23 protein-coding genes are annotated in these 25,202 nt (G+C 66.6%); 15 read left to right on the top strand and 8 right to left on the bottom strand.

All coding sequences use genetic code 11. The features are described 5' to 3' along the window. Positions 1-8 precede the first annotated feature (8 nt). A complete protein-coding gene (locus tag DYE23_RS09110) occupies positions 9-815 on the bottom strand; it encodes an enoyl-CoA hydratase/isomerase family protein (protein WP_115327047.1) in 807 nt (268 codons plus the stop codon). Between the two features lie 120 nt (positions 816-935). On the opposite strand from DYE23_RS09110, the gene DYE23_RS09115 reads away from it, so the two are divergent. The 3 genes from DYE23_RS09115 to DYE23_RS09125 all read left to right on the top strand — a co-directional run bounded on the left by DYE23_RS09115 (position 936) and on the right by DYE23_RS09125 (position 3,858). After that, positions 936-1,703 (top strand): FadR/GntR family transcriptional regulator, encoded by a 768-nt coding sequence (locus tag DYE23_RS09115; protein WP_013472246.1) that lies wholly within the window; start codon positions 936-938, stop codon positions 1,701-1,703. A 12-nt stretch (positions 1,704-1,715) separates the two neighbouring features. Then, positions 1,716-2,600, top strand: coding sequence for an enoyl-CoA hydratase/isomerase family protein (locus DYE23_RS09120; protein ID WP_011895201.1), 885 nt, complete (start codon positions 1,716-1,718; stop codon positions 2,598-2,600). An 82-nt stretch (positions 2,601-2,682) separates the two neighbouring features. Beyond that, complete coding sequence (locus DYE23_RS09125) at positions 2,683-3,858, top strand: thiolase family protein (RefSeq protein WP_013472245.1); 1,176 nt, start codon at positions 2,683-2,685, stop codon at positions 3,856-3,858. An 87-nt stretch (positions 3,859-3,945) separates the two neighbouring features. Here DYE23_RS09125 and DYE23_RS09130 read toward each other — a convergent pair whose 3' ends face one another. Then, the gene (locus DYE23_RS09130) at positions 3,946-4,680 is read right to left on the bottom strand and encodes a TetR/AcrR family transcriptional regulator (RefSeq protein ID WP_011895199.1); all 735 of its coding nucleotides are present in this window, start codon (positions 4,678-4,680) and stop codon (positions 3,946-3,948) included. Positions 4,681-4,934: 254 nt separating this feature from the next. Here DYE23_RS09130 and DYE23_RS09135 point away from each other — a divergent pair, with 254 nt between their 5' ends. The 9 genes from DYE23_RS09135 (at position 4,935) to DYE23_RS09175 (ending at position 14,445) form a co-directional block, all read left to right on the top strand. Next, positions 4,935-5,696 carry a crotonase/enoyl-CoA hydratase family protein gene (locus DYE23_RS09135; protein ID WP_011895198.1) on the top strand — a complete coding sequence of 254 codons (762 nt, stop codon included), beginning with the start codon at positions 4,935-4,937 and terminating at the stop codon, positions 5,694-5,696. 12 nt (positions 5,697-5,708) lie between these two features. Continuing rightward, entirely contained in the window at positions 5,709-6,506 is a 798-nt protein-coding gene (locus tag DYE23_RS09140; protein ID WP_115327048.1) for an SDR family NAD(P)-dependent oxidoreductase, read from the top strand. Positions 6,507-6,553: 47 nt separating this feature from the next. Then, on the top strand, positions 6,554-7,561 hold the full coding sequence (locus DYE23_RS09145; RefSeq protein ID WP_115327049.1) for a dihydrodipicolinate synthase family protein: 1,008 nt from the start codon (positions 6,554-6,556) through the stop codon (positions 7,559-7,561). Between the two features lie 76 nt (positions 7,562-7,637). Beyond that, positions 7,638-8,486 (top strand): enoyl-CoA hydratase, encoded by an 849-nt coding sequence (locus tag DYE23_RS09150; RefSeq protein WP_099961204.1) that lies wholly within the window; start codon positions 7,638-7,640, stop codon positions 8,484-8,486. Continuing rightward, positions 8,483-9,709 carry an amidohydrolase family protein gene (locus tag DYE23_RS09155; RefSeq protein WP_013472243.1) on the top strand — a complete coding sequence of 409 codons (1,227 nt, stop codon included), beginning with the start codon at positions 8,483-8,485 and terminating at the stop codon, positions 9,707-9,709. The genes DYE23_RS09150 and DYE23_RS09155 overlap by 4 nt, the downstream gene beginning before the upstream one ends. Before the next feature lie 31 nt (positions 9,710-9,740). After that, positions 9,741-11,366, top strand: a complete 1,626-nt coding sequence (locus DYE23_RS09160; protein ID WP_115328909.1) for an acyl-CoA synthetase — start codon at positions 9,741-9,743, stop codon at positions 11,364-11,366. A gap of 74 nt (positions 11,367-11,440) precedes the next feature. Beyond that, positions 11,441-12,211 carry an amidohydrolase family protein gene (locus DYE23_RS09165; RefSeq protein ID WP_235660566.1) on the top strand — a complete coding sequence of 257 codons (771 nt, stop codon included), beginning with the start codon at positions 11,441-11,443 and terminating at the stop codon, positions 12,209-12,211. A 2-nt stretch (positions 12,212-12,213) separates the two neighbouring features. After that, the gene (locus DYE23_RS09170; protein WP_115327051.1) at positions 12,214-13,251 is read left to right on the top strand and encodes an acyl-CoA dehydrogenase family protein; all 1,038 of its coding nucleotides are present in this window, start codon (positions 12,214-12,216) and stop codon (positions 13,249-13,251) included. Between the two features lie 3 nt (positions 13,252-13,254). Next, positions 13,255-14,445 (top strand): acyl-CoA dehydrogenase family protein, encoded by a 1,191-nt coding sequence (locus DYE23_RS09175; RefSeq protein WP_011895190.1) that lies wholly within the window; start codon positions 13,255-13,257, stop codon positions 14,443-14,445. A gap of 70 nt (positions 14,446-14,515) precedes the next feature. On the opposite strand, the gene DYE23_RS09180 is transcribed toward DYE23_RS09175, so the two are convergent. After that, positions 14,516-15,661, bottom strand: a complete 1,146-nt coding sequence (locus tag DYE23_RS09180; protein WP_011895189.1) for a thiolase family protein — start codon at positions 15,659-15,661, stop codon at positions 14,516-14,518. Positions 15,662-15,680: 19 nt separating this feature from the next. After that, on the bottom strand, positions 15,681-16,490 hold the full coding sequence (locus tag DYE23_RS09185) for a thioesterase family protein (RefSeq protein ID WP_115327052.1): 810 nt from the start codon (positions 16,488-16,490) through the stop codon (positions 15,681-15,683). An 88-nt stretch (positions 16,491-16,578) separates the two neighbouring features. Between DYE23_RS09185 and DYE23_RS09190 the strand changes: the two genes are divergently transcribed. Next, positions 16,579-17,805 (top strand): cytochrome P450, encoded by a 1,227-nt coding sequence (locus DYE23_RS09190; RefSeq protein WP_115327053.1) that lies wholly within the window; start codon positions 16,579-16,581, stop codon positions 17,803-17,805. Here the strand turns inward: DYE23_RS09190 and DYE23_RS09195 are convergent, their stop codons facing one another. After that, complete coding sequence (locus DYE23_RS09195; protein WP_013472236.1) at positions 17,806-18,180, bottom strand: NYN domain-containing protein; 375 nt, start codon at positions 18,178-18,180, stop codon at positions 17,806-17,808. Between the two features lie 46 nt (positions 18,181-18,226). Here DYE23_RS09195 and DYE23_RS09200 point away from each other — a divergent pair, with 46 nt between their 5' ends. Next, positions 18,227-20,425: a molybdopterin-containing oxidoreductase family protein gene (locus tag DYE23_RS09200; RefSeq protein WP_115327054.1), complete on the top strand. Its 2,199-nt coding sequence runs from the start codon at positions 18,227-18,229 to the stop codon at positions 20,423-20,425. A 15-nt stretch (positions 20,426-20,440) separates the two neighbouring features. Here the strand turns inward: DYE23_RS09200 and DYE23_RS09205 are convergent, their stop codons facing one another. Then, entirely contained in the window at positions 20,441-20,821 is a 381-nt protein-coding gene (locus tag DYE23_RS09205) for a hypothetical protein (RefSeq protein ID WP_115327055.1), read from the bottom strand. Positions 20,822-20,913: 92 nt separating this feature from the next. Further along, positions 20,914-22,125, bottom strand: a complete 1,212-nt coding sequence (locus tag DYE23_RS09210) for a CaiB/BaiF CoA transferase family protein (protein WP_041800840.1) — start codon at positions 22,123-22,125, stop codon at positions 20,914-20,916. 216 nt (positions 22,126-22,341) lie between these two features. Here DYE23_RS09210 and DYE23_RS09215 point away from each other — a divergent pair, with 216 nt between their 5' ends. Next, the gene (locus tag DYE23_RS09215) at positions 22,342-23,805 is read left to right on the top strand and encodes an aldehyde dehydrogenase family protein (protein ID WP_235660567.1); all 1,464 of its coding nucleotides are present in this window, start codon (positions 22,342-22,344) and stop codon (positions 23,803-23,805) included. A 57-nt stretch (positions 23,806-23,862) separates the two neighbouring features. On the opposite strand, the gene DYE23_RS09220 is transcribed toward DYE23_RS09215, so the two are convergent. Next, a complete protein-coding gene (locus DYE23_RS09220; protein ID WP_115327056.1) occupies positions 23,863-25,080 on the bottom strand; it encodes a cytochrome P450 in 1,218 nt (405 codons plus the stop codon). Positions 25,081-25,202: the final 122 nt, after the last annotated feature.

Genomic DNA, 25,202 nt, shown 5'->3' on the forward strand with positions numbered 1-25,202 from the left:
TCTTTCGTCTATCTGCCTGTGAAACCGGGTGCCCGGCGGTCGCGGAACGCCGCCAGTCCTTCTTTGAAATCTGAGGTACGGCAGGCCAGTTCCAGATCCGACAGCTCGTGGTCCATCGACTGCGGCAGGGTGGCGTGCATGCCGTAGTGGATGGACCGCTTCGCCAGTCCGATCGCGACGGTAGGCCCGGCGGCCAACCTGTGCACCAGATCCTCGGCGACGCCGGCGATCTCGTCCTGTGGGACGGCCTGATGGATCAGCCCCCAATCGGCGGCATCGGCGCCGGTGACCTTCTCGCCGAGTAGCAGCATGCGTTTGGCCCGTGCCACCCCGGCGAGGCGGGGAAGCAGCCACGTCGCACCCGAGTCGGGACTGAACCCCCGGTCGATGAACGGCTCCCACAGGTTCGCCTCCGGCGTCGCGACGGTGAAGTCGGCCGCCAGTGCGAGGTTGGCGCCGAGGCCGACCGCCCAGCCGCGCACCGTGCACACCACCGGTAGCTGGATGGTCGCGAGGAGTTCGACGACGCGGTTGGCCTGGTGCGGCACGCGACGGAGCAGGTTGCCGGGGCGGGGTTTACCGCCACCGCTGTTGGCGGCCACCCAGTCGGAACCGGCACAGAAGTCCTTCCCTGCGCCCGTCAGGTGGATCGCGCGCAGTGAGTCGTCGGAGGCGGCTGCGGTCAGTGCGTCCACCAATGTGCCGATCATCGTGCGGCTCAACGAGTTCCGTCGTGAGGGTCGATCGAGGGTGATGCGCAGGACGGCGTCGTCCCGGGTCAGTCGCACTGCGCCTGCGTCCGCGTCGTCGCGCACCGGGGCACCATCCTCTCGGGCTGCAGAAGGCCTATACAGATAGCCATGCAGTTGGTAGTACGATTACTATCCTGTACAACTTAGCAAGGAAAGGCCGGCTACGGAACAGTGTCGTCCAAGGTGCCAGCACAGCGCATTCGTCAGCCCCGGGTCGCAGAACTCGTGGCTTCGCGGCTGCGCGACGACATCCTGACCGGCCGCCTCAAGGAGGGGGATGTCCTGCCGTCGCAGGAGTCACTGTTCGCCGAGTTCGGCGTCAGTCCACCGGCGGTGCGGGAGGCGATCCACATCCTGGAGGCCGACGGGCTGATCTCGGTGCGGCGCGGCAACGTCGGAGGGGCAGTGGTGCACCTGCCGTCGGCCGAACGCACCGCGCAGATGATCAGCATGGTGCTTCAGACACGCGCCGCGACGCCCGGTGACGTCAGCGAGGCCCTGCTGCACCTTGAGCCCATCTGCGCGGGGATGTGCGCCTCGCGTGAGGACCGCGCGACCGAAGTGGTGCCTCATCTCCAGGCGGCGATCGACGCCCAGGTCGAGCAGTTCGACAGCCCGTCGCAGTACGTACCCAACGCCCGCAGATTCCACGAGGCGATCGTGTCGCACTGCGGGAACGAACCGATGATCCTGCTGATCGGATCGTTACAGGTGATCTGGTCGGCCCACGAATCATCGGTGTGGTCCGACGAGTACCACCCGTCGGACCCGATGGAACCGAAGACCATGCGCGCCGCGCTGCGGGACCATCAGCGACTTCTCGACGCAATCGCCGAGGGCAACTCCGCGCGGGCGGTGAAGCTGGCCGGCGACCACCTGGCGGCGGCACGGCGTAACACCCTTGCGGCGGCATCGCAGAAAACCATTGAAGCCAAACTGATCTCGAACTGAAGGGTGATCACCATGACCACAACCGACGACGATCGTGTGCTGTTCGATGTCGACCGGGACACGCGGATCGCGACCATCACGCTCAACAACCCCAAGCAGCGCAACTCCTATGACGCGGCGATGCGAAATCTGTTGGCCCGCCATCTCGACGAGGTGGCCGAGGACGACGACATCACCGTGGTGCTGCTGCGGGGCGCCGAGGGGGTGTTCAGCACCGGTGCGGACATGAACAACGCCTACGGCTGGTACGGGCCCGAAGACCCCGCAGGAGCCGGGAAGCCCAGAAAGAGCAGGCCGTCTCAGCGCCGCCGACTGACCGTCGACCGCAAGTCCTTCGGCTTCTATCACAATCTGATGGGCTTCCCGAAGGTCACCGTGGGCGAGATCAGCGGATATGCCCTCGGGGGCGGTTTCGAGATGGCGCTGATGACCGACATCTCCGTCATCGCCCGCGACACCCGGATCGGCATGCCCGCCACCCGCTTCCTCGGGCCTGCGCTTGGCAGCCTGCACCTGTTCTTCCACCGGCTGGGCCCGGTGCAGGCCCGCCGCCTGCTGCTCACCGGCGACATCATCCGCGCCGCCGACGTCGAGCATCTCGGCGTGTTCACCGAGACGTGCGATGCCGATGCGGTGACCGCCCGCGCGCGGTACTGGGCGGAGAAAGCCGCCAAGATGCCGGCCGACGGCGTCGTGATCGCCAAGGAGGCTTTCCGCCTCGTCGAACAGAGCCAGGCCTACCAGGGCGAGGAGGTGGCGAGCTATCTGTTCCACGCCTACGGCACAAACCTGCAGTTCGCCGACGGTGAGTTCAACTTCGTCAAGACCCGCGCCCAGCACGGCACGAAGGAGGCGTTCCGGCTGCGTGACGAGCATTTCCACGTGCCCGAACCGTGAGTGACCCGCCTCACCTACTGTCAGCGCTACATTATCTGTTAGTTTTGTAACGTCCGTCTGCCACGAAACCGAGGTCGAGAGCATGTCTACACCCGTCATCGTCGGTGCTGCCAGGACGGCCATCGGCCGCTCGTTCAAGGGCACACTGGTCAACACCCCGCCGGAAACGCTGATCACGACGGTGCTCCCCGAGGTCATCCGCCGTTCCGGCGTCGACCCGGCCGACATCGACGACATCATCTTCGCGGAATCGCATTACGGCGGTGGTGATCTGGCGCGCTACGCCGCCGACGCCATCGGACTGCAGCATGTTCCCGGCCAGTCGGTGAACCGGCACTGTGCGGGCAGCCTGACCGCGATCGGCAACGCCGCCGCGCAGATCGGCTCCGGGATGGAGCGGGTCATGATCGCCGGAGGGGTGCAGTCGCTGTCGATGACCCCGCTCGTCAACTGGCGGATCCCGGGCCCGGAGTTGAAGTTCGAAGAGCGCTGGATGCCGCCCACTCACGTCGAGACCCCGGACGCCCCCACCAAGGACATGTCGATCACCGTCGGCTGGAACACCGCGCAGGCCGCGGGCATCACCCGTGAGGACATGGACGCGTGGGCCGCCCGGTCGCACCAGCGCGCCGTGGCCGCCCAGGACGCCGGGAAGTTCCTCGACGAGATCGTGCCGCTGAAGGTCGAACAGTTCGACGGTTCGGTGATCGACTTCAGCGTCGACGAGCAACCGCGTCGTGACACCTCCGTCGAGAAGTTGGCCGGCCTCAAGGTGCTGCACCCCGAGATCGAGGGCTTCTCCATCACCGCCGGCAATGCGAGCGGCACCAACGACGCGGCTGCCGGTGTGGCGCTGGTCGAGGCTGATTACGCCGCCGCCAACGGACTCACCGTGATGGCCAAGGTCCGGTCCTGGGGTGCGGTGGGCGTGGCCCCCCGCGACACCGGCCTGGGCGGCGTCAAGGTCATCGGCCGCGTGCTGGACAAGGCGGGCCTCAAGCCGTCCGACGTGACCCTGTGGGAGATCAACGAGGCGTTCGCGTCCGTGCCGATCGCCGCGGTCCGCGAATACGGCATCGACGAGGAACTGGTCAACTTCTCGGGCAGCGGCTGCAGCCTCGGACATCCGATCGCGGCGTCCGGCGCCCGGATGATCACCACCCTGATCTACGAATTGCAGCGCCGCGGTGGTGGCATCGGTGTCGCCGCGATGTGCGCCGGTGGCGGCCAGGGCGGCGGCGTCGTCATCGAGGTGTAGTCCTCTTCTTCACCCGCCGAAATTGCATTCCAGCAGGAGAAGTTCGAGTGATGCCCTGCTGGAATGCAATGTCGGCGGTGAGGGTTTTCAGCGTTTGCGCGCGGGAGCCTTGCGCGTCGTCTTCGCCTTCTCGATCAGCCGGGCGGCGTTCTCCAGGATGCAGTCGAGACCGAATTCGAAGTTGCGGTCGTCGGACGCGCTGAGGTGATGCCCCTTCTGCGTCACCGCCGCCAGTAGCGGTGCGGTCTCCGGATCGATCGCCATGGTGTCGTCGATGTCGCCGTGCCCGTCGTCGCCGGCGAGGTTCTTCTCCCGGAGACGCTGCAGGACCACCGACCCGCGGACGTGGACCGACATCGCCGAATAGGTGTCGAACGCGTCCTCGGGGGAGAGCCCCGCTTCGACGAGGCTGCCGATGGCCTTCTCCACCTGCTGAACTCCGACCTTGGCCGCACGCGGGCTCAGCGCGGAGCGAATCAGGATCAGGTCGCACAGGATCGGATTGCCGTTGAACGTCTTCCGCATCGTGCGCGCGTGGTTCGCCAATGTCTCACGCCAGTCCCTGGCCTCGACATACGGTGTCGCGAACGCATATTGCCGTAACGCCCGGTCGGTCATCGCATTGAGCAGGTCGTCCTTCTTGCGGAAGTACCAGTAGATGCTCGTGACGCCGACACCGAGGTGCTTACCCAGAAGCGGCATGCTCAGGTTGTCGATGCCGACCTGCTCCGCGAGCTCGAATGCGCCCTTGATGATGTCGTCGGGATTGATGGAACCGCGTTCGCGGCGTTGACGCTTCTCCGCGGTCGCCTGTCTTGCCACTGCAGGGCACCTCCCTCATTTCAACGGTGTCCACCAAGCCGCAGAACGGCCTGACGGTCGGGAATCTGTCGGTAGCGCGTGCCCTTACCTGCATCTTTGCATCGGTCTGGAAGCATCGCCGTGAGCGCGACCCTACCGCCTGAGGCGCATCGGGCGGCTGCCGCCGTCGTTCCACTCTTTTACTGTAAGTCCTATAGTAAGCTTTTCCACCTACAGTCTGCGATATCGCACACACGAAAGGTGAAAGGCGACAAGTGTCTGACGAGGTTCTGCTCGAACGCCGTGACCGGGTGCTGATCATCACCATCAATCGTCCCGAGGCGCGCAACGCCTTCAACCTCGCCGTGGCGCAGGGGCTTGCCGACGCGATGGATGAGCTCGACGACACCCCCGAGCTGTCGGTCGCGATCATCACCGGCGCAGGCGGCAACTTCTGCGCCGGGATGGACCTCAAGGCGTTCATGGCCGGTGAGGTTCCGGCGATCGAGGGGCGCGGCATCGGGTTCACCGAACGTCCGCCGCGCAAGCCGCTGATCGCCGCCGTCGAAGGCTATGCACTCGCCGGCGGCACCGAGATCGTGCTGGCCACCGATCTGATCGTGGCCGCCAAGAACGCGAAGTTCGGTATCCCCGAGGTCAAGCGCGGTCTGGTCGCCGCCGGTGGCGGTCTGCTGCGGCTGCAGAAGCGGATCCCGTACCAGAAGGCGCTCGAACTCGCGCTCACCGGCGACAGTTTCACCGCCGAGGAGGCTTCGGCATGGGGTTTCGTCAACGTGCTGACCGAGCCCGGCGGCGCCCTCGACGGTGCGCTCGCCTTGGCCGAACGCATCACGGCCAACGGCCCGCTCGCAGTGGCGGCGACCAAAGAGGTCATCGCCAAGTCGGCGGACTGGACCGAGGCCGAGATGTGGAAGAAGCAGGGCGAGATCGTCTTCCCGGTGTTCTCCTCCAAGGATGCGATGGAAGGTGCGACGGCGTTTGCCGAGAAGCGCAAGCCCAACTGGACGGGAACCTGATCTGACCGCGCCATGGACCTAGGTCTGCGGGACGCGACCGTCGTCGTCGTGGGCGGCGGCCGGGGGATGGGACTGGCGGCCGCGCACTGTTTCGCCGACGACGGCGCGCGGGTCGCGCTGGTGGGCCGCACCCGCGACGTGCTCGACGCGGCGGCTGCCCAGTTGCGGGAGCGCGGTAGCCCGGATGCGGTCGGCGTGGTGGCCGACTGCGCCGACGAAGCCGCTGTGCAGCGGGCGTTCGGCGAACTCGCAGAACGATGGAACGGCGAGTTGAACGTCCTCGTCAACGCCGTCGGGCCGACCGTGCGCGGCACGTTCGATGAACTGGGCGACGCCGATTGGCGCCAGGCCGTCGACGAGGGTGCGATGGGCATGGTGCGCTGCGTCCGCGCTGCCCTGCCGCTGCTGCGGGCGGCGGAATGGGCGCGCATCGTGAACTTCTCGGCCCATTCGACTCAGCGCCAGAGCGTCATCCTCCCGGCCTACACCGCGGCCAAGGCGATGGTGACGAGCATCTCGAAGAACCTCTCGCTGCTGCTCGCGCGTGACGAGATCCTGGTGAACGTGGTCTCGCCTGGCAGCATCGCCTCCGAAGCCCTTGTCGGATGGGCACATTCGGTGGGTGTCGACGGCAGCGACCCTTATGCGCTGATGGCAGCCATCGACGAGCACTTCGGCCATCCGGCCCACCTGCCGCGGGCCGGCCTACCCACCGAGATCGGGTCCGTCGTCGCGTTCCTCGCCTCGCGGCGCAACTCGTACATGACCGGCGCCGACATCAACGTCGACGGCGGTTCAGATTTCACGTAGCCCTCCTACCGGGGGCCCTTCATCTGATCCACCAGAAGGAGAGCGGGATGGCGACAGCCGCAGAAGCCCGGGATTGGGCGCGGGTCGCCCTACGCGGTATCGGCGACTCGCTCTACACGCCGTTCTGCGGCGTCGACGGCGACGACATCGACTGGGAGGCCTACCGGACGCTGGTGCGGTACTGCGTCGGCGACCTGGGTCACCCGCTGCTGTGGTGCACCAGCGGCATCGCGGAGTTCTGGGCGCTGACCCTCGATGAGCGAAAGCGGTTGCTGGAGATCGCGATCGAGGAGGGCCGGGCCGTCAATCCGGACGTGGTGATCCAGGCCTGCACCGCGGCCACCTCGGCCAAGGACTGCCTCGAACTCACCCGGCACGCCCAGCAGGCGGGTGCGGACATCGTCTACATCCAGACGCCGATGATGGAGACCCATGGCGGTGAGGGTGTGCTGCGGTTCTTCCACTACATGGCCGAACGCACCGACATCGCGCTCGGCATGTTCAACTCGCCGTCGTCGGGATACGTGCTCACACCGGCCGAAGGGGCCCGCATCTACGAGGAGATCCCGGCGGTGTGCGCGACCAAGGAGGGCGCATTCCGGCCCGCCGCCAGCCGCATGCTGCACGATCTCGCGCCGGACCTCGTGCTCTGGGAGTGTGACAAGACCGTCTACCGCGCGGGATGGCTGCGCGAGGGCATCGTCTGCGCCGCCCAGCTGGGCACCGCCGGCTACCTGTTCGAAACACCTCGGCGCCCGATATTTACCGAGTACTGGGAGTTGATCGTCGCCGGTGAATTGATCGAGGCGATGGACTTCGCACGCGAGTCCGGGCTCGATCAATTCGACCTCGACATGGGGTCGTGGTTCACCTGTTACCCCGGGCGTGCGGACTACTTCACACACTGGGGTGGGGCGTTCAAGTTCGCGGCGTCGGTACTGGGGCTCCCGATCGGTGCGTATCCGCATTCGCGGCCACCCCAGGCAGAGCTTCCTGACTTGGCGCAGAACCAGATTCGCGCCGCTTACCGTCACCTCGGTCTGATCGACGGATAGTGGGTCCGCATCGTTGCGAGCGGGGCTACCGATAGGTGTACAGTATGGTCATTCATCAAGCTGAGGAGGTCTGCCGGTGAGTGCTGTCGACCGCGCTGTCGATCGCCGTGCCGAGCCGGTCCTGTTCGATCTTCACGACAGTGGCGTCGCCGTGTTGACACTGAACCGGCCGGATCGGATGAACTCCTGGGGCGGCGGCCTGGCGCGCGCGTTCTACGAGTGCATCGACCGAGCCGAGGGGGATCCGGACGTCCGCGTCATCGTGCTCACCGGCAACGGCCGCGCGTTCTGCGCCGGCGCCGACATGGGCGACCTCGACTCGATCAGCGGAGCTTCTGATTCCAGCGATACCGACGTCACCCAGCTCGTCGGCGAACGTCATCCGCACTTCGTGACACAGTTGCGCACGCCGATCATCGCGGCGATCAACGGGGCATGCGCGGGCATCGGGCTGACTCAGGCCCTGATGTGCGACGTGCGGTTCGCGGCGGCGGGCGCGAAATTCACCACCGCGTTCTCCCGGCGCGGCCTGATCGCCGAGTACGGCATCTCCTGGATCCTGCCCCGCATCGTCGGCTGGGGCGCCGCACAGGATCTGCTGCTGTCGGGACGCACGTTCTACGCCGAGGAGGCCAAGTCGCTCGGCCTGGTCAACGACGTCGTCGCCCCCGACGAGCTGATGGCCCACACGCTGTCCTACGCCGAGGACATGGCACGCAACTGCGCACCGAGTTCGATGGCGGTGATCAAGCGACAGCTCCACAAAGACGCTTTGCGAAACCTGCACGACGCCAGTGCCGAGGCAGAGACACTGATGCACGAGTCCATGCTCCGGCCCGATTTCATCGAGGGCATCACCGCCTTCTTCGAAAAGCGCCCGCCCAGCTTTCCGCCATTGAGCACTCAGAAGGAGGAGACGCCATGACGATCCAGCAAGAAGAGCGGGTAGCGGCCCAGCGCCTGGACTACCGGGCGATCGACGTCGACAACCACTATTACGAGCCGATCGACTCGTTCACCCGGCACCTGCCCAAGGAGTTCCGCAGCCGCGGGGTGCAGATGCTCAACGACGGCAAGCGCACGTACGCGGTGTTCGGCGGTGTGATCAACCACTTCATCCCGAACCCGACCTTCGACCCGATCATCGAACCCGGCTGCCTGGACCTACTGTTCCGCGGCGAGATTCCGGAAGGCGTCGACCCCGCCTCACTGATGAAGGTCGACCGCCTCTCCGAGCATCCCGAGTACCAGAACCGCGACGCCCGGGTGAAGATCCTCGACAAGCAGAACCTCGAAACGGTGTTCATGCTCCCGACCTTCGCCTGCGGTGTCGAGGAGGGGCTCAAGCACGACATCCCGGCCACCATGGCCTCGGTCCACGCGTTCAACCTGTGGCTCGACGAGGACTGGGGCTTCAACCGTCCCGACGGCCGAATCCTGTCCGCGCCGATCATCTCGCTCGCCGACGTACAGAAAGCGGTCGAGGAGGTCGAGTTCGTGCTGAGCCGGGGCGCCAAGATCGTCTGCGTGCGGCCGGCGCCGGTCCCCGGTGAGGTGCGGCCTCGCTCGCTCGGCGATCCGGTGCACGACCCGGTGTGGGCGCGGCTGGCCGAAGCGGGCGTCCCGGTGGTATTCCATCTGTCCGATTCCGGCTACATGGCCATCCCGGCGCTGTGGGGCGGCAGCGGCGTCTTCAAGGGATTCGGCAAGCGCGATCCGCTCGACATGGTGATCATGGACGACCGCGCCATCCACGACACCATCGCCTCGATGATCGTGCACCAGGTGTTCACCCGGCACCCGAAGCTCAAGGTGGCCAGCATCGAGAACGGTTCGTACTTCGTGTACCGGCTGATCAAGCGGCTCAAGAAATCCGCCAACAACGCGCCGTACCACTACAAGGAAGATCCGGTTGAGCAGCTGCGCAACAACGTGTGGATCGCGCCGTACTACGAAGACGACGTGAAGCTGCTTGCCGAAACCATCGGCGTGGACAAGATCCTGTTCGGGTCGGACTGGCCGCACGGTGAGGGGTTGGCGGATCCCACATCGTTCACCGCCGACATCCCGCAGTTCCCCGAGTTCAGTCACGAAGACACTCGGAAGGTCATGCGCGACAACGCCCTCACCCTCGTCCACGGCGCCTGACGCGCATGGCGCGGACGCGAGGAGCATGACGGTGCGAGAGTGGACGATCGGCGGTGTCGTCGACGCCATCGCCGAGGCGATACCGGACCGGCTGATGACGGTCTGCGGCAGTCGGAGAAGCACCTACGCCGAGACCGCGGAGCGCACCCGTCGGGTCGCGAATTTCCTGAGCGCCAATGGGATCGGTGCGCACCAGGAGCGTGACACCATCGACGGCTGGCAGTGCGGTCAGGATCGGGTCGCGCTGATCATGCACAACGACCTGTACCCGGACATGGTGATCGGCGCGTTGAAGGCGCGTGCGGTGCCGGTGAACGTGAACTTCAACTACACGCCTCGTGAGGTCGACGAGCTGCTGGCGTACCTGCGTCCCCGCGCGGTAATCTTCCACCGCTCGCTGGGCGCGAAGTTCGCCGACGTGCTGCCCCGTACCGGGGTGGAGGTGATGATCTCGATCGACGACGGCAGCAATGCGCCTGAGCTGACGGGGGCGGTGACCCTCGACGACGCGCTCGCCGCCGGCGACGCCGACCAGCCCATCACCCCGTCTCCTGACGACGTGATGATGATCTGCACGGGCGGCACCACCGGCCGTCCGAAAGGCGTCATGTGGCGCCAGTCCGACACCTACGTGGTGTCGATGAACGGCGCCGACCACGAGTCCGTCGACGAGATCCACGCCAAGGTGCAGCACGCAGGACCGCCCTGGTTCGCGGTGTCCCCGCTCATGCATGCCGCGGGCATGTGGACAGCCTTCGCCGCGCTGCTCAACGGCCAGACCGTGATCCTGTACGACAAGCCGACACTCGACGCCGCCGCGGTGCTGGAAACCGCCGAACGCGAGAAAGTCGGTCTGATGACGATGGTCGGCGACGCCTACGCCCGGCCGTTGATCGCCGAACTTCAGCGCCGCCCGTACGACCTGTCGTCACTGTTCGCGATCGGCACCGGCGGCGCAGCCACCAACCAGCGCCACCAGGACGCGCTGCTGGAGTTGCTTCCGCAGATCACCCTGATCAACGGCTACGGGTCTTCGGAGACCGGGAACATGGCGTTCGGACGCAGCCTGCGCGACGACCGCAAGGACACGTTCGAACGCCGCGACGGTGTGGTGTTGCTGTCCGAAGATCGCACCCGGTTCCTCGAGCCAGGTGAGGACGAGATCGGCTGGGTCGCGCGGGAGGGACGAATCCCGTTGGGCTACTTCGACGACGCCGACGCCACCGCGCGAACGTTCCCCGTCGTCGACGGCCGGCGCGTGGTGATCTCCGGAGACCGCGCATCGCTGGAAGCCGACGGCACCATCCGGCTCTACGGACGAGACTCGCTGGTGATCAACACCGGCGGGGAGAAGGTGTTCGTCGAGGAGGTCGAGGAGGTGCTGCGCGCGCACCACGGCGTCGCCGACGCGCTGGTGATCGGCCGCGACAGCGACCGCTGGGGCCAGGAGATCGTTGCGCTGGTCCAGAAGCAGCCGGACGCCGTAGTCGATCCTTCGGCTCTGCTGGACGCGTGCCACGAGGCACTGGCCCGCTACAAGGCGCCCAAAGAGTTCCTCTTCGTCGACCGGGTGCGCCGGTTGGGCAACGGAAAGGCCGATTACCGATGGGCGAAAAGCCAAGTGGCGCCGCAGGACACGCTGGCGGGTCAGCCGTGAGCGACAGGGTGAACCGTGCCATCGATTGCCTGGTCAACGTGCACTTCGGCGAGACGGCCAACCAGCCCGATTTCATGCTGAAGGTCCGCGACGACTACTTCAAGGGTCCGCAATCGCTGTACGACCAGGTCGAGCTGCCGGCACTGCTCGACGAGATGGCCGAGCACGGCGTCGAGAAGGCCATCCTGATGGACAACCTCGTCAAGCCGTCGGTCACCGCCCGCAAGTTCGTCGAGGAGCGCCCCGACAAGTTCGCGCTCGCGATCGGCGGTGTCAACCTGCTCCGCCCGATGCCGTCGTTGCGGGAGCTGTCGTCCGTCGTCGCCGATCTGCCGGTCGCCTATGCCGCTGTCGGACCGAGCTTCTGGGGCGACGGCATGTACCCGCCCAGCGACGCGGTGTACTACCCGCTCTACACCAAGTGCGCCGAACTCGGTCTGCCGCTGTGCATCAACACCGGCCTGCCCGGCCCGCCGATTCCTGGCGAGGTGCAGAACCCGATCCACCTCGACCGGGTGTGCGTGCGCTTCCCCGAGCTGAAGTTGTGCATGATCCACGGTGCGGACCCGTGGTGGGACGTCGCGATCCGGCTGCTGATCAAGTACGCGAACCTGCGCATCATGACCTCGGCGTGGTCGCCGAAACGCCTGCCCGACAGCCTGCTTCACTACATGCGCACCCGCGGCAAGAACAAGGTGATCTTCGCCTCCGACTGGCCGGTGCTGCGCCAGAGCCGCGTCGTGCCCGAGGCGCTCGCGCTGGACCTGCCGCCCGACGTCCTCGACAATTACCTCTACAACAACGCCAACGACTTCTTCTTCGGCACGGACGAACAGGAGATCTGACCGTGGACCGGTACGAACTGCGCAGGCTGGACTACAGCCTGTCCGAGGACCACCAGGCGCTGCAAGCGGCCTACAAGGACCTCTTCGCCACCCGCTGCACCATCGACACGGTCCGCGCGGCCGAGGAGTCCGGGTTCGACAAGAACCTGTGGGAACGCTTGTGCGCCATGGGTGCGACGACGATGGCGCTGCCAGAGTCGGTCGGGGGCGACGGAGCGACCCTGGTCGACCTGACGCTGGTCGCCGAGGAGATCGGTCGCTCGCTCGCGACTGTTCCGTGGATCGATCACGTGGTGGCGGCTCGGCTGCTGGCCCGGCTCGGTTCCGTGGACGCCGACGTCGTGAACGGGAAGAACCTGGTCGCGCTGGATCCTGCGCCCGACAGCGCCGGGGTCCGGCTGATTCCGGCCGGGTCGATCGCCGACCGCCTCCTCGTGCGCGACGGCGACGAGATCGTCGCATTGAGCTTTTCGTCGCGTCCGGCGCGGGTCGACAACATCGGCAAGCTGCCGATGGCGTGGGTCGATCCGGCGGCCGCCGACAGCCGCACCGTGCTCGCCAGCGGTGCCGCAGCGCTCGCGGAATATCAACGGGCGCTGGACGAATGGCAACTGCTGACCGCCGCCGCGCTGGTCGGTCTGGTCGAGGAGACCATGACGATCGCTGCCGAGTTCTCAAAGACGCGCTACACCCTCGGCGTGCCGATCTCGACGCTGCAGGCGATCTCGCATCCGCTGGCCAACATCGCGATCGTCGTGCAGGGCGGCCGCAACCTGGCCCGGCGCGCCGCATGGTTCCTGGACAACGAGCCCGACGAGCGTCGCGAGCTCGCGCCGTCGGCGTTCGTGTTCATGGCCGAGGAGGCCGCCAAGGCCGCGACCATGGCGGTGCACGTGCAGGGCGGTCTGGGGGTGTCCGCGGAGGCGGCCGCCACCGCCTACCTGGTCCGCGCCCGCGGGTGGGCGGTCGCCGGCGGAGATCCGGGTGTGACGGCCAAGTACACCGCGCAGATCGTCGCCGACCGCGAAGGGCGGAGCTAGACAATGGATTTCTCACGGGTTCAGCTGTCCGACGACGAGCAGAAGTTCCAGGACGAGGTTCGCACATTCCTGAGCGAGATCGTCACCGACGAGGTGATCCGGCGCGACCGCGAGACCGGCGACAACTTCGACGAGGGTGTGCACCTTGCGCTCGGTGCTGCCGGCTATCTCGACCGCGACTGGAATCCGGCCACCGAACGGCCGTTTTCGAGGGTGGAGCGGCGGATCTGGGAGCTGGAGAAGCGCCGCGCTCACGTCCCGTGGGTGACGTCGGGTACGACCGCGATGATCACCAAGTCCGTCGAGAAGTTCGGCTCACCCGAGCTCAAAGACGAAGTGCTGCCGCGGGTCTACAGCGGGCACGTCCGGCTGTGCCTCGGCTACACCGAACCCGAGGGCGGGTCTGACGTCGCGACCTGCAAGACCCGGGCCGTGCGCGATGGATCGAGCTGGGTGATCAACGGCTCCAAGATGTTCACCACCGGTGCGCACAACTGTCAGTACGTCTTCCTGATCACCAATACCGACCCGAGCGCGCCGAAACACAAGAGCCTGACCATGTTCCTGGTGCCACTCGACACCCCCGGCGTCGAGATCCAGGGCATCCGCACCGTCGACGGCGACCGCACCAACATCGTCTACTACAGCGACGTCCGCGTCGACGACCGTTACCGGCTCGGCGAGGTCAACGGCGGGTGGACCGTGGTGCGCGAACCGCTCAACGCCGAGCACGGTGACGTCGCCGCCGCCGACGACGGACTGGCCGACGTGTCGATCATGATGCACCAGGCCATGTTCATGGCCAAGGCCGTCGACACGGCCGCGCAGAAGTCGACCATCCCGGATCCCAACGGCCGCAGGCTGATCGACGACGGTGCTGTCGCCTACCGGCTGGGTCGCAGTGTCGCGCGCCTGGAGGCGTCGCTGTCGGCACCCAGTATCTTCGGGCGGGTCGCACTCGCCCAGACCATGCGTGACATCTCACCCGACCTGATGGACATCCTGGGGACCGCCTCGGCGCTGCCGGTCGGCACCGACGGCGCCGCCGACGACGGTGCCGCTGAGTACGTCTACCGGTTCGCACCGTTGGTCGGGATCTACGGCGGCACCCTCGAGGTGTTCCGCAACATGATCGCCCAGTACGTGCTCGGCCTCGGTAAGCCGAACTACTCGCCGCCGCGCAAGGCGTCCTGAACCTCGCCGAACTTGCATTCCAGCAGGCGTTCACTCGAACTTTCGCTGCTGGAACGCAAGTTCGGCGGGTTTATGTGGTGAGGATGGTGGCGCCTGCGGTGCCGGGGGCGCCGTAGAGTTGGGCGAAGCCGACCTTCGGATCGCCGGGGATTTGGCGGTCGCCGGCTTGGCCGCGGAGTTGTCGGACGATTTCGTGGAGTTGGCGTAGGCCGGAGGCGCCGATCGGTTCGCCGTTGGCCAGTAGTCCGCCGTCGGTGTTGACGGGCATGGTTCCGCCGATCTCGGTGGCGCCGTCGGCGATGAGTTTTTCCTGTTCGCCGTCGGCGCAGAAGCCGGCTTCGGCCATGTGGATGATCTCGGCGCCGGCGTCGGTGTCCTGCAGTTGGATCACGTCGACGTCGGAGGGTTCGATGCCGGCCTTCTCGAACGCCGCCCGCGATGCGTAGACGGTGGGGGCGACGTCTTCGTCGACGGGAGCGAACGTGGTGTTGACTTCGTAGGCGCCGTATTTGCGGGTGCGGACCTCGACGGCGCGGACGAACACCGGTTTGTTGGTGTACTTGTGGGCGAGGTCGGCGCGGCACATCACCACGGCGGCGGCGCCTTCGTCGGGGGAGCAGAACATGTACTGCGTCAGCGGGTAGTTGAGCATGGGGGAGTTCAGGATGGCGTCTTCGTCCATCGGCTTGCGACGGAATGCGTTGGGGTTCAACGCGCCGTTGCGCAGATTCTTGTTGACGACTTTGGCCAGGGTGCGGTGGCTGACGTGGTGGGTGTGCAGGTAGCGGTTGGCTTTCATGCCGAAGAACTGGGTGGTCAGGTATTGGCCGTTCTCGGCGTACCAGCTGGGCATGCCGACCAGGCCGGGGTCTTCGGTGAAGGCGCCGCGAGGATGTTTGTCGAGGCCGACGGCGATGCCGATGTCGTAGTCGCCGAGCCGGATTCCGTCTGCGCAGGTTTTGGTGGCGCTGGCGGCGGTCGCGCAGGCGTTGAAGACGTTGGTGAACGGGATGCCCGAGAGGCCGAGCATGCCGACGATGGCGTCGGGGTTGGCGACCGTCCAGCTGCCGCCGACGCCGAATTGGATGTCGTTCCAGGACACGCCTGCGTCGGCGACTGCTGCGGTGATGGCATCGACGCCCATCTGCATGGCGGTCTTGCCCTCGAATCGGCCGAACGGGTGCAGCCCCACCCCGATGATCGCGACGTCGTGCATGTTCAGTCCCTTCTGACGGTTAGCGACGTGGACGGACCAGTTGCGCCTGCTGGATGGCGGCCACCGGCCCGTTCTCGTCGAACAACGTTCCCCTCGACACCCCGACACCGTCTGCGCCGTAACGGCTTTCCGACCGCACTCCGATCCAGTCGCCCTCGGGCAGGCGGTGTAGGTGCACCGCGAGATCGGTGTTCAGGAAGGTGAAGTCGGCCGGATCGAGCCTACTTCCCATGCCGTTGGCGATGTCGGCGACGGCGAAGAGCCGCTGCGTGGGGGTCATCTGCTCACCGACGACAAGATCCACCAGCGGGGTCGCCCAGCACTCCGCCTCGACGCTGTGCAGGATGTCGTTGAGCCAGAGCCAGTCCAGACTGTGGATGTAGGTGCGGTCGGTGTCGTCGTCGGGTAGCCGTCGTCGGCCTTCGGATACCGGACGCATCGGCTCGATCGGGGTTTCGGGCAGCGTCGGGGTCGGCACACGCTGGAATCGCCATGCCGACGCGGTGGCGACGACGCGCGGCGCACCGTCGGCGCCGGGGGCGGTCATGTCGGCGCCCAGGAGTTCGATCTGTCTGCCGCGGCGATCGATCCTGGCCTGCACCCACAGTTCGTCGGTGACCGGGACCGGGCCCAGCAGGTCGATCACGACGCGGCTGATGCGGGTGTCGTCGCGCGGCGCGCAGCGTTCGATGGCGCGGACCAGGAGCGCGGAGACCGGTGCGGCGTTCTGCATGGACCGGCCCCACGTGCTGATGACGTGGTCGGATGACGCGAACCTCTCCCCGCGGGGATCGTCGGGGTCGACGAGTTCGTAGTAAGCGTCTGTCACGTCCCGTCCTGTCTTGCGCCGCGCCGGCCACCAGCAGGATAGGGTGACGTCTATCGAAAGCACAACCGTATCGCTTACAGGAGTAAGAATGGATGTCGTTGGGCAATCCGTGGCCGACGTGCACTTCGACCCGTTCTCCGCGGACTTCTACGACGACCCGCATGCGTGCTATCCGCGGCTGCGGGCCGAGGCGCCGGTCTACTACAACCAGACCTACGAGTTCTATGCGCTGAGTCGGCACGCCGACGTCGCCGCGGGGCTCAAGGACTTCGCGACCTACTCCTCGGCCTACGGCGTGGATCTGGCGATGGTACGGCGCGGCAAGCCTGTGCCGGCCAAGATGATCATCTCGATCGATCCCCCGGAACACCGTGTGATGCGTAGCCTGGTCAACAAGGTGTTCACGCCGCGGGCCATCGGCGCGCTGAAGGCGATGATCACCGAGACCATCGACGGATTCCTCGCGGACGCGCTCGACGGTGGCGCTGAACTGGATGTGGTGCAGGACTTCTCGGTGTACTTCCCGGTCGACGTGATCACGAAGATGCTGGGTGTGCCTGCGGAGTACCGCCAGCAGGTACGACTCTGGATCGACGAGTCACTGCACCGCGAGCCCGGACAGATCGAGATGTCGAAGTCCGGGATGCAGGCGATGACCGAGATCTGGCTGATGTACTACGAGCTGATCAAACAACGGCGTGAGCATCCGCGCGACGACATGATCAGCGCGCTCATCGCCGCCGAGGTGGATCGCGAAGACGGTTCGACCAGCACGCTCGACGACGCCGAGATCGCGGGATTCGCGACGCTGCTCGGCGGAGCCGGTGCCGAGACGGTGACCAAGCTGATCGGCAGTGCCGTGGTCACCTTCGCGCGTCATCCCGACCAGTGGCGGCAGCTGCTTGCCGACCGCGCCATGGTCCCCGTCGCGATCGAGGAGCTGCTGCGCTACGACGCCCCGGTCCAGTACAACGTCCGCAGGTCCACCACCAACGTGACCCTGCACGGCGTGACCATTCCAGCCGGAGCGCCGGTGTTCCTGCTGGGGGCCTCGGCCAACCGTGATCCCGCCGCGTGGACCGCACCCGACGTGTTCGACATCCACCGGGACCGCACGGAAGCGCAGAACCTGGCGTTCGGATACGGCATCCACAGCTGTCTGGGCGCGGCGCTGGCGCGGATGGAGAGCACGATCGCCCTGGAGCGACTGCTGGACCTGATGCCGCGCTATGAGGTCCACTGGGACCGCTGCCGGCGGGTCAGCATGCAGAACGTATCCGGGTGGTCGCATGTCCCGGTGCGGATCCTGCCGTGATCACCGGGGTTCTATCAGCTCCCGGAACCGCTCAGCGGAGCACACCTCCCCGTGCGCGGACCGGACGCGCTCGGCGAGGGTGCGGTCCGACGTCGCGACGAGGACCCGGCCGGGACGCGGATCGGAGCCGATCATCGTGACGATCTCGTCGTCCGCGGAGTTCGGCGCCGACACGCGAGGATGGGCGACGGTGATCACCGTCGAGTCGATCGGTGGTGCCGGGGGACCCTCGAAAACCACTGTGACGTCGGCGTCCTCGGCCAGCGCCCACCGTTCCAGGTTCGCCACCAGTGTCGTCATCGCGCCGTGCCGGTCGCGCCACCAGCCGTCCGGCCGGCAGCCGATCACGTTCATCCCATCGACAATCCAGCGCATCCGCCGCAGACTAGCGCAGTAGTGCCAGGAGAAAGGCAGCCCCGCCATGGTGACTCGCACCGAGCACACTGGGATCGAACACAGAGCGACCTTCTGCCGGATCTGTGAACCGCTGTGCGGCATGGTCGCCACCGTCGAGGACGGCAAGCTCGTCTCGCTGCGTCCCGACAAGGACCACCCGCTGTCGGCCGGCTTCGCCTGTCAGAAGGGAATAGCGTTCACGGAGATCGTCAACGATCCCGACCGCATCACCACCCCGATGAGGCGCACGCCGGACGGGTTCGAACCGGTGAGCTGGGACGAGGCGATGAGCGACATCGCCGACCGGCTCTCTCGGGTGCTGCGCAGCCACGGTCCCGGCGCCGTGGGCTGGTACATGGGCAACCCGGGCGCCTTCAGCTACGCCCATGTCATGGCGATCATGGCCTTCATCAAGGGCATCGGCCCCGGCACGCACTTCTTCACCGCGTCGTCCCAGGACACCAACTGCCGGTTGATGGCCAGCCAGTTGCTCTACGGCACCCCGACGTCGGTGCCGATCCCGGACCTGACCCGCACCGATCTGCTCGTGATGATGGGCGCCAACCCCGTGGTGTCCCACGGCAGTTTCCTCACCGCGCCCCGCATCAAGGACCGCATGCACGACATCGTCAAGCGCGGCGGCCGGGTGGTGGTGATCGACCCCCGCAAGACCGAGACCGCGGCACAGTTCGAGTGGTGCGGCATCGTTCCCGACACCGACGCGCTGCTGCTGCTGTCGCTGCTGCAGGTGATGTTCGCCGAGGGGATCGCGCATACCCGCGAGATCGATGCTGTGGCAGACGGATCGGCCTGGCTGCGGGCGCAGGTGGCGCCGTTCACCCCCGAGGTGACGCAGTCGCACACCGGGATCGACCCCGACACGGTACGCGGGCTGGCCCGCGATCTGGCGGCCACCCCGCGCGCGGCCGTCTACGGTCGCCTCGGCACGTGCGTGGGTCGGTACGGGACGCTGACGTCGTATCTGATCGACGTCGTCAACCTCGTCGCCGGAAACCTCGACGTGCCAGGCGGATCCGTGATCGTCGGGCAGGGGATGCCGGCGCAACGCCTGGTCAATATCGGGATGGGCGCGGCCCTGCGCCGGACCTACCGGCGCCAACGCTCACGCATCGGCGGCTTCCGGGCGATCATCGGTTCCGAACCCGCCGCGTTGATGGCCAAGGAGATGACCACCCCGGGGCATCGACAGATCAAGGCGATGTTCGTCAGCGCGGGTAATCCCGTGCTGTCCGTGCCGAACGGCGACGAATTGGAGTCGGCACTCGATTCCGTGGATCTGACTGTGGGCCTCGACCTCTACCTGAACGAGACGATGGCGCACTGCGACTACGTGCTGCCGGTGACCACCATGTACGAGCGGGACGACTTTGCCCTGGTCTTCCAGCAGTTCCAGGCCACCCCGTTCCGGCAGGTCACCGAGGCGGTGATCGCGCCGGTCGGGCAGGCGCGCCAGGAGTGGGAGATCATCGGCGAGTTGATCGGCCGGATGGCGGACCACTCGCGGGTGTTCGCGGGGATGACCGCCGCCGGAAAGGTGTTGCGGCGTCTCGGGAAGCCGTTCACGCCGCGGGCCTTCGCCGACATTGTCATCCGGACCTCTACGGGCGGGGACTGGTTCGGGCTGCGTCGCGGCGGGCTGAGTCACTGGCGACTCGCGCGCGAGCATCCGCACGGCGCGGTGCTCTCGCCGCACCTCAGGACGGGCGCGTTGAAGGAGGCGATCGCGTATCTCCGCGGACGAATTCAGTTGACGCACGAGGACATTGCTGCGGAGATCGCGACCCTGCTGAAGCAGGAGCAGCCCGACGCGTACCCGCTGCGGATGATCGGAATGCGCGAACCCCGCTCCGAGAACTCCTGGATGCACAACGCGCCGCTGCTGATGCGCGGCGACCGCGGCCACCACGGGTTGATGAACGCCGACGATGCGGCCGACCTGCAGATCGGCGACGGCAGCGAGGTGCGGGTCAGCTCGCCATACGGCAGCATCACCGTGCCCGTCACGCTGACCAAGGACATCATGCCGGGCGTGATCGCGGTGCCGCACGGTTGGGGGCACAAGGGGACCGGCGGGTGGACGCTGGCCAACAAGGCGGGCGGCGCCAACGTCAACCGGCTGACGTCGAGCGACCCCGACGACGTCGAGTCGCTGGCCGGCATGGCGTGGCTGACGGGCGTCCCGGTCCGCGCGGAGAAGGTCTAGCGTCAGCCGACGATGTCATGTCGCGGTCGTCGGGCGCGCCCCTGTGTAGGCAGCACGAAGATCGGTGACAGTCGCGAGCGCCAGTGCGGCGCTGAATACGCGGGCGTTCCGACGCGAGCGGTCATCCGTTCCGCGGCGCAGAACGAAACCGACTGTCACCAGGTTGCTTGCTGCCCGAGCCGCGAGCCACGGCCATCGCGGCCTTCCGAACAACAGCCCGGGAACCAAAGCGAGGTCGAGGGCGCCCACCAGTTGCGCGTCGCGCTTTCCGGTCAATCCGATGAGCGGACCCAGGCGCTCTGGTGTCCCCAACAGTGCGGTTCCGGCGACTGCGGTGAACAGCCCGGCTGTGGTGGCGATTCGCTGTACGGACGAGCCGCTGTGGGAGTCGGTCATCTCCCCAAGGTACTGCGCCGAAATTGCATTCCAGCAGGCCTGCACTCGAAATTCCTCTGCTGGAATGCACTTTCGGCGAGAAGGGGGTCAGGTCAGGCGATCGCGCCCTTGTCCTTGAGCTCCTCGATGCGATCCCACTCCAGGCCGAGCTCCATCAACACGATCTCGGTGTGTTCGGAGGCCTGCGGCGCACGTGTGGTCTCCAGCGGCTCGTGGTTGAACTGGACCGGCCCGCGGACCACCTTGAAGGGTTTCCCGCCGTCGGAGGCCTCCACTTCGACGATCATGTCGTTGGCGATGGCCTGCTCGTCGGTGCCGAGGTCGACCAGGCTCTGGAACGGCGCCCACTGACCCTTCATGGTCTTGAGGTGCCGGCGCCAGTACTCGAACGGCTTGGCGGCGATCGCCTCGGTGATGAGCCGAACTCCCTCTTCGGCGTTCTGGATCAGCGGCATCACGTCCGAGAACCGCGGGTCGTCGGCGAGTTCGGGCAACCCCAGGTGTTCCCACGTGTCGCGGATGTAGCCGGTCGGGCTGACGATGCACAGGTTGATGGTGCCGCCGTCGGAGGTCTGGTAGTTCGCCATGAAGGGGTTGACCGAGGTGGTGGTGCCGGGCATCAGCGACCGCATCGTCTCGCCGGTCTCCATGCCCTGGGTGACGCTCGCGCCGGCAGCCCACCATGCTGTGCTCAGCAGCGACACATCGATCTCGACCGCCTCGCCGGTGCGCTCCCGGTGGAACAGTGCCGCCGAGATCCCGCCCGCGATGTTCATGCCGCCGATCGAGTCGCCGAACGCTGGGATGCCTTGGGGCAGTGCGCCGCCCAATTCCTCGGGGGTGAGCGCGTGGCCGACGCCGCTTCGGGTCCAGAACGCGGTGCCGTCGAATCCTCCGACGAGTCGTTCGGGTCCCTTGTCGCCGTAGGCGCTGCCCCGGGCGTAGATGATGTTCGGGTTGACCGCGCGGATGTGCTCGATGTCGAACTTGTTCTTCTGCCGGGCCTGTGGCATGTAGTTGGTCAGGAACACGTCGGCGGTCTTGGCGATCTCGTAGAGCACCTCCTGCCCCTCGGGGGTGGAGACGTCGATGCCGACGCTGCGCTTGCCGCGGTTGGGGTGCTCGATGAGCGGATGGCGGTTGGGGTCGAGTTGGAACCCGCCCATGTTGATGAAACCGCGCTGGGTGTCTCCGCGCACCGGATGCTCGATCTTGATGACGTCGGCGCCCCAGTCGGCGAGTATCGCGCCTGCCGCCGGCACGAACGTGAACTGTGCAACCTCGAGGACCCGCACGCCCTCCATCACCTTGATCAAGTCGATCCCCTTCTGACGACCCGGCTCCGACGACCATGTCGAACGGCATTCTGGGGCGAGTGTAGCGGAGGTTCAATACTGTAACCTTTACCGTTGATCATCCGAGACAGCCACCGGAGGTGCCAGGTGAGCGCGACCCCCACCGAACGGACCGAAACCAGCCTCGAGTGGGGTCGGCGTGCGGCACAGCGTGCCGAGAGCCGCATGCTGATCGACGGCGAACTCGTCGGGGCCGCCTCCGGGGAGATGTTCGACAACCTCAGCCCCGCCACGGGCGCCGTGCTGGGCGGGACCGCCGCGGCCGGCGCCGACGACATGCACCGCGCGATCGCCGCGGCGCGCCGGGCGTTCGACACCACCGACTGGTCGACCGACAAAGAGCTGCGCAGACGCTGCCTGCAGCAGCTGCAGGCAGCGATCGAAAGTGAAAAGGAGGAACTGCGAACCGAACTCGTCGCCGAGGTGGGTTGCCCGGTGATGACGACCGAGTCGGCGCAACTGGACTGGCCGCTGGCGGAAGCGCTGCGTTACCCGGCGGGCCTGATCGACGACTTCGAATGGGAGCGCGTCCTCGACGGCGGTGGGCTGTTCGGGGAACGCAACATCCGCATGGTCGTCAAAGAGGCGGTCGGTGTCGTCGCCGCGGTCACGCCCTCGAACTTTCCCATCGAGGTCATCCTGAACAAGCTCGGCCCTGCGTTGGCGGCGGGCAACACTGTCGTCCTCAAACCCGACCCGCACACCCCGTGGAACGCCACCCGCTTGGGCCGGCTGATCGCCGAGAAGACCGACTTTCCTCCGGGTGTGGTGAACGTGGTGACCACCCCGTCGAACGCCGTGGCCGGCCTGCTGGGCACCGACGCGCGGGTGGATCTGGTGTCTTTCACGGGGTCGACGGCCGTCGGCAAGCTGCTGATGCGCCAGGGCGCGGACTCGATGAAGCGGATGTTCCTCGAGCTCGGCGGCAAGTCCGCGGCGATCGTCCTCGACGACGCCAACCCGGCGGTGATCGTGCCGACCGCGGTCGGCGTCTGTGTGCATGCGGGTCAGGCGTGTGCCGCGACCAGCCGGATGCTGATCCACCGATCGCTGTACGACCAGGCCGTCGCCGACATCACCATGGCGTATCAGTATGTGCCGGTGGGGGATCCGACCGACCCGGGGACGCTTGTCGGTCCGGTGATCAGCGCTGCGCAGCAGGAACGGGTGCTGTCCGCGATCGAGGGCGCACGCCGCGACGGCGCCGAGATCACCGCCGGCGGCGGGCTCGTGGCCGGTCTGCCGGACCACCTCGCCGGAGGGCACTTCGTCGCACCGACCGTGATCACCGGTGTCGACAACAGTGCCGCGATCGCGCAGCAGGAGGTGTTCGGGCCGGTCCTGGTACTGCTGCCGTTCGACGATGACGACGAGGCCGTGCGCCTGGCCAACGACAGCGCGTTCGGTCTCGCCGGGGCGGTGATGTCGCGCTCGGCCGAGCGGGGGATGAACATCGCCCGACGGATCCGCACCGGGGCGTTCGGGGTCAACGGCGGCATGTTCTACGGCGCCGACGCCCCTTTCGGCGGCTACAAGAGCAGCGGCGTCGGACGCCAGTGCGGCATCGAGGGCTTCTCGCAGTATCTGGAGACGAAGACCATCGCGCGGCGCGAGCGCCGTCAGGGCTGACACTTCGCGACAGTGAAGCCAGGGCTGTGCTCGGACGCTTGAGCGCGACCCGGAATGCTATTTCGCGGCGGCGGGGGAGAAGGTCACCGGGAGCGCCGTCGGTGACCGGAACGGCTGCCCGTGGATATGCGGATCGTCGTCGGTGACGAACCGGATGTCCGACAGTCGGGTCAGCAGGGTCTCGACAGCCACCCGCGTCTCCATGCGGGCCAGGTGCAGACCCATGCAGGTGTGCTCGCCGGCGGCAAAGGACAGGTGGGGCACCCGCTTTCGGAAGATGTCGAACTCCTCGGAACGCTCCCACCGCTTCTCATCCCGGTTGGCGGAGCCGATGCACACGTCGATGACCGCGCCCGCCGGGATCGGCACACCTTCGAGCTCGGTGTCTTCCGTGGTGAACCGCTGCACGGTGGTCAGCGGCGTCTCGTAGCGCAGGCCCTCCTCGATGGCCTGCCCGATCAGCTCATGGTCGGCGTCGACCGCATCGAACTGGTCCCGATGGGTCAGCAGCAGGTACAGCAGATTGCCCGACGACCGGTAGGTGGTCTCCAGTCCGGCCGGAAGCAGCAGGCGCAGAAAGGAGAAAATGGCTTCGTCGGTGAGGTGTTCACCGTCGATCTCGGCCGACACCAGATCGCCGATGATGTCGTCGGTCGGCGCGCAGCGGCGCTTCTCGATCTGTGCCAGGAAGTAATCCTTCAATGCCGCCGATGCCTCGAACGCCCGCTTGTGGTTGATCGTGTAGCTGATCAGCTCCACCGCGCGTTTGCGGAACCAGGGCAGGTCATCCTCGGGCAAGCCGAGCAGGCGGGAGATGACGCGGGTGGGGAACTCGAACGTGAAGTCACGGACCAGGTCGGCGCTGCCCTTGTCGATGAATTCGTCGATCAGCCCGTTGACGACCGGTCGCACGATCTCCGGTTCCCATCGCGCCAGCGATCGGGTCTTGAACGCCGCCGACACGAGGCTGCGGTGCTCCCAATGCGGTTTGCCCTCCATCGCCAGGATGGTCGGTCCGATGAAGAGCCCGATGGTCGCGTCGTAGATCTTGGAGTTGAAGACCTTGCCGTCCCGGAATACCCGGTTCACCGCGTCGAAAGACACGGCGGCGTAAAGCTTTTCCGGCATGAGCGATTCCGGGGTTTTCGACCAGTCCATGACGGACCCGCGGAAGACCCCGCCTTCGGCGCGGTGACGCGCGAACATCGGATACGGATCGCGCAGATCGATGGGTCCGTCCATCTCGACGTCCTGAACCGGTGTGTCCACGCGCATACTGTAGCCCTTACGGTAACTTGCTGTACAGAAGTCGCGTCATCGGATGACCCGTATGGGCGGCAAAACAGTAATAACTACAGTAGAGATAACTAGGCTGGTGGTCCCCACGATGGAGGGCT

Source organism: Mycolicibacterium gilvum (assembly GCF_900454025.1).
Lineage (GTDB): Bacteria > Actinomycetota > Actinomycetes > Mycobacteriales > Mycobacteriaceae > Mycobacterium > Mycobacterium gilvum.